The sequence below is a fragment of the Niastella soli genome (assembly GCF_017742245.1).
In the GTDB taxonomy this organism is placed as follows: Bacteria; Bacteroidota; Bacteroidia; order Chitinophagales; family Chitinophagaceae; genus Niastella; species Niastella soli.
Genome location: NZ_JAGHKO010000001.1, coordinates 1,442,280 through 1,458,346, shown reverse-complemented (window position 1 = coordinate 1,458,346; position 16,067 = coordinate 1,442,280). Strand labels below are relative to the sequence as shown.

The window sequence follows — 16,067 nt, the reverse complement described above, 5'->3', positions numbered from 1 at the left end:
TTAATCAATTAGTAAATGGCAATAGGATACCTTTCTTCCTTTCGAAAGAGTTAAATGGGGCCATAAATAGTCATGACAAAGAAATACCAGGTATTGATTACCCGGTATCTTGCAGTATTCAATTATTGGTAGCCTGGATTGTTGGGCGCCAAATTGGGGTTCTTTTGTATTTCAACTGCTGCAATCGGGTACAGGTTATGAAAGGGCTGAATATTCCCTGCTACATACGGGTCTTCCGTAGCAGCGGCCGTTTTTACCGCGCTGGTTAATTTTCCCCACCTGATAAGATCGAGGCGGCGCTGGCCTTCTCCATAAAATTCCACAGCACGCTCTTTGAATAAATAGCTGGTCATATCATCTTTTGAAAGCGCAGCGCTAAATACGCCAGTTGCGCCAAATGACCTTTTCCGTATTTCATTTACAGCCAACAAGGCAGTAGCAGGATCATTGTTTTCATTGGCAGCCTCTGCCAACATCAGCCATACATCTGCATAGCGGAATACATACATATCGAGGCCACCATCGGCATCAGCTGTTTGAGCCAATCGCCAGAATTTAGGGCCCGACCAGGCAGTGATCTGCTCAACTGGATCAACTTTGAAAGGTTGATTATTATAGCTGGTGGCTATAATAGAAGCCTTACGTTTATCATTAGCCTCTATATAATTCAGAAAAGCCGTATAAGGTATATACGTACCATACCAGCTGCGACCCGAAAAAGGAGAAACGCCTACCTGTTTCTCAGGCTCATACCAGGCCTGATGGTCCTGACCATTCAAGAGCGGTTCAAAATCTACTTCAAAGATTATTTCAGTACCTATCAGTTCATTGGCTTCGGTAAAAATATCAGCATAGTTTGCCTGCAGGGTATAGGTCTTTGAATTAATTATTTCCTGGGCTTTCTTTTGAGCATTATCCCACTGCTTAAGCCACATGTATGTTTTTACCAGCAGGGTTTGCGCAGCGCCCTTGGTGGCACGGCCTATATCGGCGCCAGTATATTTAGCCGGCAGGTATTGTTCCGCCTCTTTAAGGCTTTCCACCATTTTACTTCGAATTTCATCGGCGCCAATGCGTGGAAGCACCATCGTTTCTGCCAGTCCATAATTAGTTTCATCATAATAAACAGCATTTCCAAATAAACCGGTGAGGTAATAATAGTATAGCGACCGTAAAAATTTTGATTCGGCCACCACCCTGCTTTTGGTAGCATCACTAACACCAGCAGCTTTATTTACTTTATCTATTACCAGATTGGCATTGCTAATGCCTTTATACAGGTTGGTCCAGATGGCCAAAGTATAACCAGGACTGAATGAGGACATGGTATAATTTGGTTCAGGATCGGTGGGTCTTTTGCGCACCCTGATAACATCCGTTCCTTCATCAAGGGCACGCCACAGACTGCTTTTAAAACCACCGGAGGTACCCAGCCAGGAATAAACACCATTTACCCCAAGGATCGCTTCATTATCGCTGGCATAAAAATTATCTGTTGTGATCCTGTTTCGTGGACTTTCCTGCAGTTGTTTATCACATGCTGTAAACAAGGTGGCCAGGAGGATTATAAAGAATATCTTTTTCATCAGTATTTCGTGCTGATAGATTAATGAATGTTATAAGTCGATCTTCACACCGCCCACATAGGCGCGGTTTTGCGGATAGTTGGTAGCATCAAAGCCACGTACTGTGGCATCTTTACCGTATGCATTGCTTTCAGGGTCGTAGTACGGATAACTGGTGATCACAAACAGGTTCGATGCTGATACATACAGGTTAATGTTCTGGATCCATTTGGCCTTAAGCACCCGGCCTGGCAGGTTGTAGCCCAACGTCAATGATTTCATCCGCATGTAAGAACCGTCGTACACCCATCGCGTGTTTGGAATGTAACCATCCCTTGAGAAACGGGGTATTTCAGACGTAGGATTATCCGGCGACCATCGATTTACCATTGTCTTATATTGGTTCGACAACAGATCGCCTGAATTATAAAATGCATCGGCAATGTTCATGATCTGATTGCCACAGGAAAATGACATATAAAAATCGAAACTGAATCGGCCATAGGTAAATGAGTTGGAAAAACCGCCAAAGAAATCCGGGTTCGAATTCCCGATCACCCCATAATCATCCACGCTTAATACGCCGTCTTCTTTGCTATCAACATACAGCGCCTCGCCCAATTTTGGCGTGGCACTCACACCCACCGCCCCTTTTACCGGATCGAGGGTTTTGCGGGTGCCATAATAGGTAGCGCCCCAAAATGTTCCTACAGGACCGCCCAGTGTTAACCGGCTTACGTTACCGGCATAGCTGATATTCTTGGTAAGAATATAATCAACCCCACCCAGGTCAACCACTTTGTTCTTGTTGGCAGCAATGTTGAAAGAAGAACTCCACGAAAACCGTTTGTTCTTAATGTTCACTGAATTTACCAACAACTCAATCCCTTTGTTGCTAACGGCCCCAATATTGGTCAGCAGGCTTGAATAACCTGTTTGTTCTGGTAACTGTTGGTTGTTAAGCAGGTTATCGGTACGTTTTGAATAGATGTCTATTTCAAAATTCAACCGGTTCTTGAATAAGCCAATCTCAATACCCAGATCGTATTGTGAAGTAGTTTCCCATTTCAGATTGGGATTTTCATAATTGCCCTGAATATAACCAAGCGTATTATTATTGTTGGTACCGAGAATGTAACGCGACGTATTCAGCGTAGGCAACGACCCGTATGAAGGAATGGCCTGATTACCTACTTTACCATAACTGGCCCTTACTTTTAAATTGGAAAGAACAGTTATATTCCTGAGCCAGGGCTCTTCAATGGCCCGCCAGGCAAAGGCTACTGCCGGAAAGAAGGCATATTTGTTATTAACTGCAAAACGGGATGAACCGTCTACACGGCCTGTAACAGTAACCAGGTACTTGCTTTTAAAACCATAATTCATACGACCCAGGTACGATACAATGGAATATTCGGTATAATCAGACCCAATGGCATAAGTAGTTTGATCGGTAGCACTCAGGTTGTTGTAACTCATGCCATCCGTTGGATATTTAGATCCACTGGCATTCACTGCCTCTTTATAACCGTGCTGATAGGTCATACCTGCCAGCGCATTCAGGCTGTGTTCGCCCTTTTGTTTATTGTAAGACACCGTATTCTCCAATAAATACATTATTTCCTGACTGGAAGAGACCCTAGCTACCCCACCGTTATTATTGGCTTTAGCAACAGGCATTTGCCCGGATTCATACCGATTGTTTTTGATAAAATCTAACTGACTGCCAAATGAAGATTTTATGGTAAGACCAGCAACAGGTTTGAAGTTGAGGGTAATATTACCCAACACATTATTCCTTTTAATAGGGTTGGTTATATAAGTAGCCTGCGCAAGCGGGTGGTTGAGGTTTCCTGAACTATACTCTCTTTTCAAAAAAAAGGTGCCATCTGGCTTGTAAACGGGCATGCTGGGCGCTACGCCTAAGGCTGAAGAATAATAATCCAATCCACCCAATGATACGGGGTTATTGTCGGTACGCGAACTGGCCACATTCAGGGTTGAGCTTACTTCCAGCATTCGGTTAATAGTACGCGTAACGTTGCTGCGGAACTGGTATCTTTTATAACCGGAGTTCATGATGATCCCTTCCTGATCGCTGATGTTCGCCGAGAGAAGGTATGTAGACTTTTGATCGCCACCGGAAATTTGCGCCGACAAATTAGATTGACGGGCCTTTTTGGTGATCTCTTTTTGCCAATCGGTATTGGCTACCGTATCTAAATTGGTATAGAAAATGGCTTTCCCCTGCGAGATCAACTGGTCATTCACCAATTGGGCATACTCACGCCCATTCATCATTTCTATAAACCTGGGCAATTCCTGGTAACCGGTATAGGCATTCAGGGAGATCCTGTCTTTACCGCTTTTACCTCTTTTGGTGGTGATGAGTATTACCCCATTTGATCCGCGTGCACCGTAGATGGCTGTAGAGGATGCATCTTTCAGGATGTCGATGCTCAATACGTCTTCCGGGTTCAGGAGGTTGGGATTGAAATCGTCGCCGGCAATAATTCCATCTACTACATACAGCGGTTCATTACTGGCGCTGAGTGAATTGCCACCTCTGATGCGAATGGTGGTACCATCGCCAGGCTGGCCGCTGATGCTGCTTACCTGCAAACCCGGTGCTTTGCCCTGCAGCATTTGGTCAATGGTTACAATGGGTACATTTTCAAGCGCCTCTGATTTTATGGTTGATACGGAACCGGTAAGGTCCTTTTTGGCCACCTCGCCATAACCAACGATCACCACTTCGTTCATCGACTTGTCTTCAGTCGCCAGTTGCACATTGAGGGTTGCCTGGTTAGTAACAGGTATGGCTTGTGTAACAAAACCGATGTAGGAAAATTCCAGCACGCCGCTCCCATTGGGCACACCTATACTGAAGGTACCATCCGCTGCGGTAGTGGTAGCTGTGAGAGAACCTCTTACCCTTACCGTTACAGCTGTTAACGGATCGCCCTTTTTGTCTGTTACCTTTCCCTTAATTGTGCTGTCAGCCACCGCAGGTGCAGTAACCTCTTTTTCTGGCTTATTGTCTGGCTGCTTTTGCCTGATGATAACCGTTTTATCGGTAACCACATAGGTATATGGCTGATCTTTTAAAATAAGCGACAACACCTGATCAATAGAGGCCTTACTTACCGTGGCAGTAACTCTGATATTATTGATGGCATTTCCTTTATAAAAGAAATCAAAGCCGCTTTGTTGTTTTATGATATTGAACACCTTATTCAAAGGGGCGTTCTTTTCTGAAAAACTGATCTCCTGGGCATAGGCGCCGGCCGTTGCCAGCAAACCAGCTAATAGCAGCAGGAATTTTACGCTTCCAAACCTTTGTTGAAAGGGTATTTTCATTCCATAGCTTAAATACATACTTTTGCGAAGTTTAGGTGATGAGAGATAATTTGGTTAACGCTTTATTTTCTGATTGCCTAATTGCCGGGAGTGTTGGAGCACTTCCGGTTTTTATTTATGGCATGTAATCATGTTATCATGCAATCCTCCCTTGTTTTGGTTGTTAATATTATGTCTGGTCAATAACAGTTATTGCATAACTATCAGCTTGCGGCCGTTCTGTTTGAAATGGACTCCGCCCAGCTCCAGTATATGCAACAGTTTGGTGAGGTCTGCCGTTCGGCTAATGGACCCGAATACTACATCATCTTTTACCCCGGGTTCATATACAACCTCTATATCATACCAGCGGCTGATCTGCCGCATCAATGTGCGCAGATCAATACCATTGAATTTGAATAAGCCATTTTTCCAGGCTGTAACAATGGTTACATCTACCAGCTCATGTGTAAATGCCGATTTAGCGATATAGCCTTGCTGACCTGGTTCTAACAATAGGGAACCTACCGGTGCGGTGAGTTTTACAGATCCTTCCAACAGGGTAGTTCTGATGGTGTTCTCATCTTTATAGGCCATTATGTTGAAATGAGTACCCAACACCTCTACCTGTTGTCCGTTTACCGCTACTTTGAATGGACTGTTCTTATTATGCGCCACTTCAAAATAGGCTTCCCCATCCAGGTAAACGATGCGTTCGGTGGCAGAAAATTTGGTAGGAAAGCGCAATGATGTAGCAGCATTCAGCCAAACCTTTGTACCATCGGGCAAAGCCACCTGATACTGACCACCTCGCGGGGTTTCAATAGTATTGAACGTGATGGTCTCATTGGCACCACTTTCAGAAATAGTATAAAATAACTGTCCGTCGGCCTTTTTGGTAACGGTAATTCCTGCCTGGTCTGCAATGTGACCATTAGCGGCATCGGTAAGACTGATCCTGCGGCCATCGTTCAAAGTAAGAATGGCTTTATTGCTGCCAGGCATAATGGTATTGTCCGTTACGGGCTGGGTACCGGCAGAATGGGCTACAGGCTTGTTTATATATAAATAAAGTACAGTGGCGAACGTTATCAACAATACCGCTGCGGCTGCCAGTTGCAACCAGGGCATCCGACGGACCTTATTTTCATGTACGGGCAATGATTGCCATACCTCATTAAGGTGTTCATCCCGAATGTGAGGTGGTATTTCGGGAAAGTCACCTGCTTCATAAGTCTGGTACCAGCGTTCCAGCAATGCCTTTTCTGCTTCCGTGCAGGTGCCTTCTCTGTATTTCTTTAATAATTCCTGAATGTCTTTTGGATGCATATATGGTTTAATGAGTTATTTCTATATGCTAAGACAGGTGAGTAACAGGCCAACAGGTAGGCGATGGGAAAAAATAATTTTAACGCAACATAAGAAGGAGGAAAAATAAGGAACCGAGGCGTACGCGCAGGATGCGAAGTGCATTGGTTACCTGTTTCGCAACCGTTTGTTCTGAGATAGAGAGCTGACCGGCGATCTCCTGATGGGAGAGATTTTCTTTTCTACTTAACAGGAATACTTCCCGCATTTTAGGTGGCAGCTGGTCAATTTCTTTTTGTATAAGGTCAGCCAGTTCCTTTTCCCTGATAGCGAGGTCAGTGCTGTAATCTTCTTCCTGTGTAAACCGTTGAATAGAAGTGAGGTATTTATTTTCTACTTCTTTATGAGAAAGCAAATTCAGCACCCGGTTCCTGATGCCTGCATACAGATAGCCCGATAAATTCATGGCAACAGGTATATCGGTGCGCTTATTCCACAGGTTAGTGAACAGTTCCTGCAGCACATCTTTTACTTCTTCGGGATCGCCCAGCTTTTTGTATGCGTGGTTATACAATAGAACCTTATAGCGGTCATAAATTACCGTGTACGCGTCCTTATCACCCTGCTTTAGCAGCGTGAGCAAAGTTTGGTCGGTAAAACTTTGATAAGCGCGCATGTGGGACAAATATAAAAGAAATTGCAATTCTCCCTTTTATCTTAACCAAATGGTAATGTTATGTCATGATATACAAATACATAAAAATAAAACAAGGCCTCCCTATATGTTGGGAAGCCTTGCCTGACTGTGCTCCATAACCTGAAACTGTTCAACGTTAACCCTACATTATATAATAGAAAGCCCCCTGGCGTTTTTCTTCTGGTTCATCCTGATCGTGCAACAGTTGCCGCAGATCTTTTTCAATAGTATTGGCGATCGCAGTCATGGGCGTATCGGTTGGTTTGTTCTCAAATGGGTCCTGTAAATGAATGGCCATTTTTTCTATCAGCAAGAAACAAGCGCTGATGAATACTACTAATGGTACTTCCAAAAACCCAAAGTGTTCTATTACGCCAAATGGCAGCATACTTATAAACAATAACAGGGAGAAATGAATATATAAACTGTAAGTACTTGGGAATACCGTATTCTTGATGCGTTCACATTTACCCATAGCATCGCATAAGCGGGTAAGGGTTCGGTCCAGCTCCATTTGCTGATACCTGTTTATATAGCCTTCTTCCAGTGCGCGTTTTAAATCACGTGCCTGCTGATCTAGCATACCCACGGGCACGTTGTTAAAACGGGCCAGGCTTTCCAGCTCCCGGCGGCTGACGTATTTTTCAAGACCACCAACAGGGTTTAACCGGCGCAAGCTTTGCCCCAAGGCATAACACCAGCCAATTTGCCGGCGAACCATTCGTTGCCGCAATTGCGTTACTTCATCTTCTTCATACTGGCTCTCGGTAAAATTGATCACCTGTCTGGCCAGTGTACGCGAGTCGTTCACAATGGCACCCCACACCTGTCGCGCTTCCCACCAACGATCATAGGCCTGGTTACTCCTGAACCCTAACAGTAATGAGATCACTGTTCCCAATATGGTGGGTATCGACAATGGAATACTTATAGGCACCTCCAGAAAAAACTGATGGATCACTGCAATGGTTAAACTATACAGTAATATTATCAACAGTTCATACTTTACTTTTCCAAACACATAGCCAATGGGAATATTCTTTTTTAGTAGCATCGAGGTATTGTTTAACGTTCTGAAATGATCACCACAGCACTTAACTTTGTGCATTCAACAGCTTCAACAGTGCTACGGCTTCTTCTTCCACTGCTTTTATTTCCGGAATGGTCACTACCCGGCGTTTTGTTTTGAACTGACGTAATAAAGGGACCCGGCTTTTTTTGAACATACTGTCGGGGTTCACACTATCGGAGTGCACGGGAATAAATTCATATTGCTCGGGATAAACGATAAGGTCAATATCATTGGCATCAACAAAATGGCGGAATACGGCGGGTGTATTTCCATATAAATGGCGAAATACAATACTGTTCACCTGTTTAGGGAACAGTTGTTTTATTTGTTTGCAGTTATTTCTAAATCCATCTGTTAATAAGTCGTGGTAGGGCTGCCGCTGATTCCTGATGAGGTCGCTCACAAAAAATGGGATTTGAAAAGCGTGGAACAAAGTTATATTCACTACCTGCTCGCCCATTGTTTGTATGGCTTTTTCAACCAGGTCGAAAGAAGCTGTAGAAAAATCGGTGGGTATTAATACATTGCGCATACTGTAATCATTAAATTAATAAGGATGTTTACAGTAGCAAAGCTGGTATAATGGTATTAGAAGCCCTTAAGAGGCATTTAAGAATGTATTAAAAAAGAAATAAGAATGGGATTAGAAAATTAATGTTGGCCATTTAAAATGATCTCTACAGCGGTACCTCTCCCTTCTTCTGATCTTATCAACAATTCACCATTGTGCAGGCGGATAATATTTCGTGCCAGGGGTAATCCTACTCCATGCCCTTCAAATCTATCCGTATTGGAGGCGCGGTAAAACGGTTCAAACACATATTTAAGCTCTGGGGCCGGAATACCAATACCCTCGTCAACAATGCCGATCCTGATCTTTTGTTTTTCCACCTGCAGCGACAATTGCACCGGCCGGTCGTTGCTGTATTTGCAGGCATTCATTACAATATTGGTCAACGCCAGCTTTAATAAATGATAATTTCCTTCCAGGGTTAATTGTTGATCGTCAGGTGGCAGTTCGCCAAAATACAACTGCACTTTATTGGTGGGATGCAGTTCATCAACCGCATGTTTTACCTCCCACAACAATTCATCAATTCTAACCAGGCTGCGGCGTTGCTTCTTACCATCGAAACCACTTTGTGCCAGGGCCAACAGGCTGCTGGTTAAATGGTCCAACTTCACTGCTTCGTTTAATATTACCTGCAGGCTTTGGCGGTACTCTTCGTTGGTGCGGGCTTTTTTAAGGGCAATATCGGCTTCCCCCATAATGGTAGTAAGCGGTGTGCGCAGTTCATGGGAGGCATTGCTTACAAAATTATTCTGGGTTTCAAAAGCGGTTTGCAGCCGATCCAGCATCGTATTGAAGGTATGCGCCAATTCCGTCATTTCATCCTTACCTTTCTTGGGTTCCAGACGAAGGTGCAGATTATGCGCACTGATGTCCTGTACCTTGCTGATGAGCTGTCGTAATGGTTGAAAGGTTTTTCGGCTAAAGAATATACCCGCGGTGAATACCAATACCACGCCTACAATAAATATGATGACCTTTATGCGGAACAACGTACTTAACAATCGGTTCCCGTATTCATTGACGGCCGATTTTATGACAAGATAATTCTTCGCCTCATCCCGGTACAATATACCTGCATAGTGTACTTTGTCCTTTTCAATAAACACCGTTTTTCCTTCCCCGGCTATTATTTCGCGGTAATATGATTGGGGCAGGTTCGTTGCTACCTGGGGATGAATAACGTTGGTAAGAGAATCCCACGTAAGCAGGTATTCCTGCTCTTTGGGAAGTATTTCCAGGTATTGCCGGCGTAACTCCTGATAAGTGGCGGTGGATACTTTGTTCTGTTCAAAACGAAGTTTGGCAGCCACCCTTACACGTAATTCAAGGCGTTTCAAAAAATCGTTCGACGCAAACCGGGTTACCAGGTAATAGGTAGTAAAACTGATGAACAGGATCAGTAATGCTGTTAGCACGGTAAATAATAACGCGGTTTGTGTCTGGATCTTCAATGGTATTAGCTTTTTTTGTCTTCTTTCAGGATGTAGCCCATCCCAATCATGGTATGAATGAGTTTCTGGGTGGGGTTTGTATCCACCTTTTTTCGAAGGTAATTCACATATACATCCACCACATTGGTGCTCATGTTGAAATCAATTCCCCATACATTTTCCAACAGTTCCATGCGGCTCAACACGCGGCCGCGGTTATGCATCATGAATTCAAGCAGACGGTATTCCGTGGCGGTAAGGGTAATTGGTTCTCCATTCAAACTGGCTGCCCGTGTGCTGGTATTCAGGGTAAGGCCACCTATTTGCAACACTTCGGGTTGATTGTTATTTCCCGCCGATTTGCGCCGGGCCAGGGTCCTAAGGCGGGCTTCCAGTTCGGCAAAATGAAAGGGTTTAACCAGGTAATCATCGGCGCCGCTATCCAGTCCGGCCACAATATTTTCCGTGGTGCCGAGTGCTGTCAGCATCAGGATGGGCGTATCTATTTGTTGGCGGCGTAGCTGTTTACATAATTGAATACCATTCAGGCCCGGCAGCATTATATCCAGGATCATTACATCGAACTGGTTTTTTATAGCCATTTCATGACCAATAAGGCCATCGGGGGCTACTGTAACCTCGTACCCTGCCTCTTTCAGCCCCTTGTTCAGCATACTGGCCAGTGCTGCCTCGTCTTCCACTAAAAGGATCTTCATTGCTGAATGTGTTTAAGCAAAAATAACCACTAAAAAACAAATCCCCCTCCAATAGTGGAAGGGGAGTGCTTTTTGTTTGTCGGCTTATACTTAGTTACTAAATGCTGAGTTACTGGTACTCGTATTTCAATTGTGTTTCTCCATCGTCGGAGGTTAAAGGAAATCCGTTTCCATCATATGTATACTTAGTAGTAATGGTGTTATCGAGCTGCGTTCCGGGAAAATCATAAAAAGCGGTCAATACTTCGTTTTTCGCATAGAACTGCAGGGTGTACCCCAGGTCAAGCACCCATTTTGATACGGTTGGATAGCCTGGCTTTTTGGAGCCATAAGTAAACGCTACAGAAAATTCCTCATCGCCTTCTGCTGTTACTTTTTCCAGATTACCATTGCTGTTGTAGGTAAGTTTATACGTTTGTTCAATGTCGTACAGCTTCATGGTTTGTTTAATGCCGGTTACCCGGTTGTTTTCCACAGTATAGGAAATAACATCATCCTGGGTTGTTTCATCGGGTTCACCGGCAGTTTTATGTATTACCTTAACCATGCCAGTAACCGGAACACCATTGCTATATGCATATGTATAGGTGCTGTAATCGTTATGGTCCCGCACTTCCATTTTTACAATATTGCCAGAACCATCAAGTGTAACCGCGGTTGATTCCAGGTTATCGGTACTGGCGAATGAAGTGAATTTGTTCCCATCGTAACTCAGGTTATACACAGTAGTAATACCGTTCTCTGTCTTTGTTAATTTCTTTAACTGCTTTGAACTTCCTCCACCATTGTTATTCCCATCATTGTTGTTGGAGTCTTTGTCTTTCTTACATGATGTTATTACCAGCATGGCCAGTACACCAGCTAACAGAAAAATCTTTTTCATAACTGTAATTGTAGGTTGTTTGAATTATGGTTTTGCTTCACCGGTTCATGCGTTGGCTATACGTGGCTGCGGTAAAGCAGGACACAATATTAGCACGGGAACAGCCTGCCCGCTTCCAGGAGTAGTTTGAAATGTAGAATAGACAACATGAACTGTATAAATGGGAGAACTTATCAACATCAAAACAGGCATATCGTTAAATAATATCAACCAGTTTTACTTGTATGGTGAATGATTTTTAACGAATCTTCCACGATCATTTACATATTCAATTTTTGTATTAATGCTTGTTTAAGAAGGGACTATCCTTGCATTTAACAGTAACTTTGTATTTACAAATATTGCATATGGCTATTCGAATTTTCACTACGGGCGGCACTTTTGATAAGGAATATAACGAGCTGAATGGTGAGTTGTATTTTAAGGATACCCATATGGATGAACTGCTTACAGAGGGAAGAAGTCGACTGAAGGTGTATATCAAAACGCTCATGATGATCGATAGCCTTGAAATGACACCCGACCACCGCAACCTGATAGCAGTGGAATGCCAGCAATGTGAAGAAGAAAGAATAGTTATTACACATGGTACTGATACCATGGCAGAAACCGCCCGGGTACTGGCCAAGAGGGTTACCGGCAAAACTATTGTATTGACCGGCGCCATGATCCCCATAAAATTTGGTAGCTCCGATGGATTGTTCAACCTGGGTAGTGCACTTGCTTTTGTACAATCACTGCCTCCGGGTGTTTATGTAGCTATGAATGGCCGTTATTTCAATTGGGACAATGTGCGGAAAAACAGACAGACGGGTATTTTTGAAGAGTTACCGGTATCTGCGAGCGCAAAATAAAAAAGCTGATTTCTCAGCTTTATGGTTTCTTGGGAGGAAGACTAAAGGCTACGGCTTCATGTTCAAAGTGGCCTTTATGCGAACCATCACAAAATGGTTTGTTGTTCGACATTCCACAACGGCAAATTGAAATTACCTCACGACCACCCAAATCGTATACATTGCCATTTTTATCTACAATTTCAAAATCACCTTCTACGCGTAATGAGCCATTGCTGTTAACTGTAATCTTTGTTGTTGCCATTTTAATAAATTAGGGGCGCAAGATACAGGAAAGCGCTCCAAATAATAGCGGAACGCATCCTTAATAAATGGCTTCAATCACTGTTTCTTTTCCATTAAAAACAAATGATTCGCCCTTTTTTTTATTCTGTACCAATTTTGCCAGGGGCGCCTGTGGCGAAAGGTATATGATCAGTTTACCAGCTATTGTTTGTTTTCCCAGTCCCGCTGCAATAAAAAAGGTCCCGGCCGCACATTCAATGCAGGCGCCCATGGTAGCCACGTGGTAAACAATATCAGCTTTTACTTCGTGCAACAACGCCAGTTCTCTTATTTGCTGCGCCAGCTGCTTGGCGTGCATTTCTGTTTCCAGCTGGCCCATCGCCCGCGCCGTTTCATACTTATCCCCCACTGAACTCTTTTCTTCGCTGTTAGCCGCTTCCTGAGCATTATCGATCAAGGTTTTAGCAGCGGCAATCCGTTGCTCAATAAGCTGCTGGGCAGCCTGCTTCAGCTTGTTTTTGAAAGCTATTTTTTCTGTTTCTGTCACAGCCGCTAAAATACAATATCCGGCTTGCCCAGCCGTCATTCATAGAAATAGGTATTTTTTTATTTTAAAAGGAAACAACATGCACTACAACAAGTCATGCGCCGCAAAAGGCGAACAGTACGGAGGCAGTCACCGGCACCTGTCTTACCGGAGTATGCAACGGGCAGCCGTTAATGTGTACAAAACAACAACCAGTTATGAAATGCTGGTGTTTGCGCCGGGTCGGATCAAAGAGCATTTTTCTATCGACGTCAGCGGCAAGGAGCTCACTATTTCTTACACCCCACCCACTGATTTTCCCCGCTTTGAATGGGTTCAACGGGAATACAGCCGCGGTGGCTTTGTGAGAACTTTTTTACTGAATGAAAGCATGGACACTACCCGTATTACCGCCAAATATGTTGATGGCGTACTACAGGTCAGTTTGCCGCTGATTGAAGAAGAAAACATTCAAAAACAGGAAATTCCCATTAGCTGAGTTTTAAAGAACAGGTAAATACAAGGTGACGGTAAATACCCGTCACCTTTTTTGTTGCCATTTGTTAAAATACTCTAAAAGCGGGTTCTTATTAGGTATAACATTTATGTAATCAAAATCAGGGATGCATCCTATTACAAACAAAATTGTATGAACACCCTGTATAAACTACTTACCAGCTTTCTGCTTATAATGGGCGCAACCACCCTTATATATTCAAAGAAACCACCTGTTTCACAAAATACGCCTGGTCCTAATCGCCAAAAGAAAGTCCAGATTGCCGTGTTGCTGGATGTCAGCAATAGTATGGATGGCCTTATTGGCCAGGCCAAAGCCCAGCTTTGGAATATGGTAAGTGTTTTGGGCAAGGCCACCTGTAACGATGTAGCACCTTCTGTTGAAATTGCATTGTATGAATATGGCCGGCCTACCAATGGCGCCAGTGCTGGTTATGTAAAACAGATCAATTATTTCACCCGCGATCTGGATGAAGTGTCCCGCAACCTTTTCAGGCTCTCTACCAATGGAGGCGATGAATATTGCGGTCATGTTATTTACACTTCATTGACCAGTCTGGAATGGGATGCCAATCCTGATAATTATAAAGTGATTTTTATTGCCGGTAATGAAGATTTCTTACAGGGCGATATTTCTTACACGCAAGCCTGTGCTGAAGCCAAGAAAAAAGGCGTGACCATTAATACCATTTATTGTGGCGACAGAAACCAGGGCATTCGCGAACACTGGAACCTGGGCAGCGAATGCGGTTCCGGCAGCTTTACCAACATCAATCAAAATGCCCAGGTAATAGATATCCCCACTCCATATGACACCGTTTTGTTTCAACTGAATATTCAATTAAACGGTACTTATATTGGTTATGGAAGAGCGGGACAGGCAGCCATGTCGAAACAGGATGAGGTGGATAAAATGAATTACAGCATGAATAAAGCGGCGGCGGCGCAACGGGTATCGGTAAAAGGAAAGAAACAATTGTATAATAATTCAACATGGGACCTGGTTGATGCCAGCCAGGATGATGCTACTGTTTTAGACAAAGTAGACATGAACACCCTCCCCGATAATTTAAAAAATAAAAGCCGCAGCGAGTTAAAGCAAATAGTAACCACGAAAAGTACCCAACGCACTGCCATACAAAAAGAGATCTCAGCAGTATCGGTAAAAAGAGAAACTTACATTAATCAGGAAAAAGCCCGCCGTGCCAATAGAGGCAGTGAGCAAACCCTGGAAACGGAGATTGAAAAAATAATCAGACAACAGGCAAAGAAGTACAACCTGGTTATTCAATAACAGCCTGAGACGGTCCTATATATAAAAAAGCGGCGAGCGTTTATGGAACGTTCGCCGCTAATCTTTTAAAAAGCTTTTTGCTTAGAATGGGAGATCATCATCACCAGCTGCTGATGCTTCAAAACTGCCAGGCATGGTATTGAAGTTAGCATTATTGGCCGCTGGCGCACCAGCACCTCCGCCACCATTTTTGGGAACCATTTTCCAGGCTTTCACATCTGTGTACCAACGACCGTTGTATTCTCTGCTTTCCACATCAAAAGAAACATCCACAAGGTCGCCGGTTTTGAAACTGCCCATATCAATTTTATCGCCCCAAACAGCGATGCATACTTTTTTAGGATAGTTGTCGCCTGTTTCAAGAATAAATTCCTGCTTTTTCCAGGTACCGTTTTTTCCCTGGCCAGACTGAACCTGTAAGAACTGAATAATTTTTCCGCTGATATCCATAGTTAGTAGTTTCTTTTACCTCGTCAAAGGTATGTTTACCGTTCACATTTCGGGAAAATTGATCTCACAATTTTTTAACAGCCCTAAAAAGAAATCTTATCGGGGGTCAACATCCTCCAGGTCGTCATCATATTGATCTTTAAGGCCCAACTCTTTACAGGTACACCATTCATCAAACGGACAGGATGGCGGGTCATAGCTGCAGAATTCAATGGTTTCAAAACCATTTTCCACAATAGCCACTTTTTTTTCAAGAACACTGATCAGCAGGGTGTATTTCCTGGAAACAGGTAATTGCTCTGGCATTTCCACACCAATGTTCCAGGTAAATAACAATTTCTCAAATGCAAGGCTTACAGCTTCCATTTGTTCACTGGTTAATTGTTCCGGCGGTGGAAACTGTTCTATTTGTAATCCACTGTAATAACTAAAATCATATTCCGGTTCATTCTCCAACCAACGTTCTACCTCTTCAAAATATCGTTCTATGGCTTCCAGATCATTTTCTCCGGCAGCAGCAGAATAGGCTTCAGATGGTTGTTCCCGGCAGGCTTCGGCAATATCCGCAAGCAGGTGGTTAATATAGGACTGCATACAATAAACTTCAATTATGCAAGC

General features: G+C 43.5%; 16 protein-coding genes. 3 read left to right on the top strand and 13 right to left on the bottom strand.

From position 1 onward, the window contains the following. Nucleotides 1-122: 122 nt before the first annotated feature. The 9 genes from J7I42_RS05900 to J7I42_RS05860 form a co-directional block, all read right to left on the bottom strand. Nucleotides 123-1,586 carry a RagB/SusD family nutrient uptake outer membrane protein gene (locus tag J7I42_RS05900; protein WP_209137847.1) on the bottom strand — a complete coding sequence of 488 codons (1,464 nt, stop codon included), beginning with the start codon at nucleotides 1,584-1,586 and terminating at the stop codon, nucleotides 123-125. Nucleotides 1,587-1,616: 30 nt separating this feature from the next. Continuing rightward, entirely contained in the window at nucleotides 1,617-4,943 is a 3,327-nt protein-coding gene (locus J7I42_RS05895) for a SusC/RagA family TonB-linked outer membrane protein (RefSeq protein ID WP_209137846.1), read from the bottom strand. Between the two features lie 171 nt (nucleotides 4,944-5,114). After that, nucleotides 5,115-6,233 carry a FecR family protein gene (locus J7I42_RS05890; protein WP_209137845.1) on the bottom strand — a complete coding sequence of 373 codons (1,119 nt, stop codon included), beginning with the start codon at nucleotides 6,231-6,233 and terminating at the stop codon, nucleotides 5,115-5,117. 79 nt (nucleotides 6,234-6,312) lie between these two features. Continuing rightward, complete coding sequence (locus J7I42_RS05885; RefSeq protein WP_209137844.1) at nucleotides 6,313-6,888, bottom strand: RNA polymerase sigma-70 factor; 576 nt, start codon at nucleotides 6,886-6,888, stop codon at nucleotides 6,313-6,315. Nucleotides 6,889-7,051: 163 nt separating this feature from the next. Beyond that, complete coding sequence (locus J7I42_RS05880) at nucleotides 7,052-7,963, bottom strand: bestrophin family protein (RefSeq protein WP_209137843.1); 912 nt, start codon at nucleotides 7,961-7,963, stop codon at nucleotides 7,052-7,054. Nucleotides 7,964-8,003: 40 nt separating this feature from the next. Beyond that, a complete protein-coding gene (locus J7I42_RS05875; protein ID WP_209137842.1) occupies nucleotides 8,004-8,513 on the bottom strand; it encodes a universal stress protein in 510 nt (169 codons plus the stop codon). A 119-nt stretch (nucleotides 8,514-8,632) separates the two neighbouring features. Next, the gene (locus J7I42_RS05870) at nucleotides 8,633-10,006 is read right to left on the bottom strand and encodes a HAMP domain-containing sensor histidine kinase (protein WP_209137841.1); all 1,374 of its coding nucleotides are present in this window, start codon (nucleotides 10,004-10,006) and stop codon (nucleotides 8,633-8,635) included. A 5-nt stretch (nucleotides 10,007-10,011) separates the two neighbouring features. Beyond that, the gene (locus J7I42_RS05865) at nucleotides 10,012-10,701 is read right to left on the bottom strand and encodes a response regulator transcription factor (RefSeq protein WP_209137840.1); all 690 of its coding nucleotides are present in this window, start codon (nucleotides 10,699-10,701) and stop codon (nucleotides 10,012-10,014) included. Nucleotides 10,702-10,810: 109 nt separating this feature from the next. Continuing rightward, nucleotides 10,811-11,584 carry a hypothetical protein gene (locus J7I42_RS05860; protein WP_209137839.1) on the bottom strand — a complete coding sequence of 258 codons (774 nt, stop codon included), beginning with the start codon at nucleotides 11,582-11,584 and terminating at the stop codon, nucleotides 10,811-10,813. Between the two features lie 347 nt (nucleotides 11,585-11,931). Here J7I42_RS05860 and J7I42_RS05855 point away from each other — a divergent pair, with 347 nt between their 5' ends. After that, nucleotides 11,932-12,438: an asparaginase domain-containing protein gene (locus J7I42_RS05855; RefSeq protein WP_209137838.1), complete on the top strand. Its 507-nt coding sequence runs from the start codon at nucleotides 11,932-11,934 to the stop codon at nucleotides 12,436-12,438. A 19-nt stretch (nucleotides 12,439-12,457) separates the two neighbouring features. On the opposite strand, the gene J7I42_RS05850 is transcribed toward J7I42_RS05855, so the two are convergent. Together J7I42_RS05850 and J7I42_RS05845 are read right to left on the bottom strand one after the other, a co-directional pair. Next, complete coding sequence (locus J7I42_RS05850) at nucleotides 12,458-12,682, bottom strand: CDGSH iron-sulfur domain-containing protein (RefSeq protein WP_209137837.1); 225 nt, start codon at nucleotides 12,680-12,682, stop codon at nucleotides 12,458-12,460. A gap of 60 nt (nucleotides 12,683-12,742) precedes the next feature. Beyond that, entirely contained in the window at nucleotides 12,743-13,249 is a 507-nt protein-coding gene (locus J7I42_RS05845) for a hypothetical protein (RefSeq protein ID WP_209137836.1), read from the bottom strand. A 40-nt stretch (nucleotides 13,250-13,289) separates the two neighbouring features. Between J7I42_RS05845 and J7I42_RS05840 the strand changes: the two genes are divergently transcribed. Both J7I42_RS05840 and J7I42_RS05835 read left to right on the top strand, forming a co-directional pair. After that, nucleotides 13,290-13,688: an Hsp20/alpha crystallin family protein gene (locus tag J7I42_RS05840; RefSeq protein ID WP_209137835.1), complete on the top strand. Its 399-nt coding sequence runs from the start codon at nucleotides 13,290-13,292 to the stop codon at nucleotides 13,686-13,688. Between the two features lie 150 nt (nucleotides 13,689-13,838). After that, a complete protein-coding gene (locus J7I42_RS05835; protein WP_209137834.1) occupies nucleotides 13,839-14,999 on the top strand; it encodes a VWA domain-containing protein in 1,161 nt (386 codons plus the stop codon). 81 nt (nucleotides 15,000-15,080) lie between these two features. On the opposite strand, the gene J7I42_RS05830 is transcribed toward J7I42_RS05835, so the two are convergent. Together J7I42_RS05830 and J7I42_RS05825 are read right to left on the bottom strand one after the other, a co-directional pair. After that, nucleotides 15,081-15,449, bottom strand: a complete 369-nt coding sequence (locus J7I42_RS05830; RefSeq protein ID WP_209137833.1) for a DUF3127 domain-containing protein — start codon at nucleotides 15,447-15,449, stop codon at nucleotides 15,081-15,083. 96 nt (nucleotides 15,450-15,545) lie between these two features. Beyond that, nucleotides 15,546-16,043, bottom strand: a complete 498-nt coding sequence (locus J7I42_RS05825; protein ID WP_209137832.1) for a hypothetical protein — start codon at nucleotides 16,041-16,043, stop codon at nucleotides 15,546-15,548. Nucleotides 16,044-16,067: the final 24 nt, after the last annotated feature.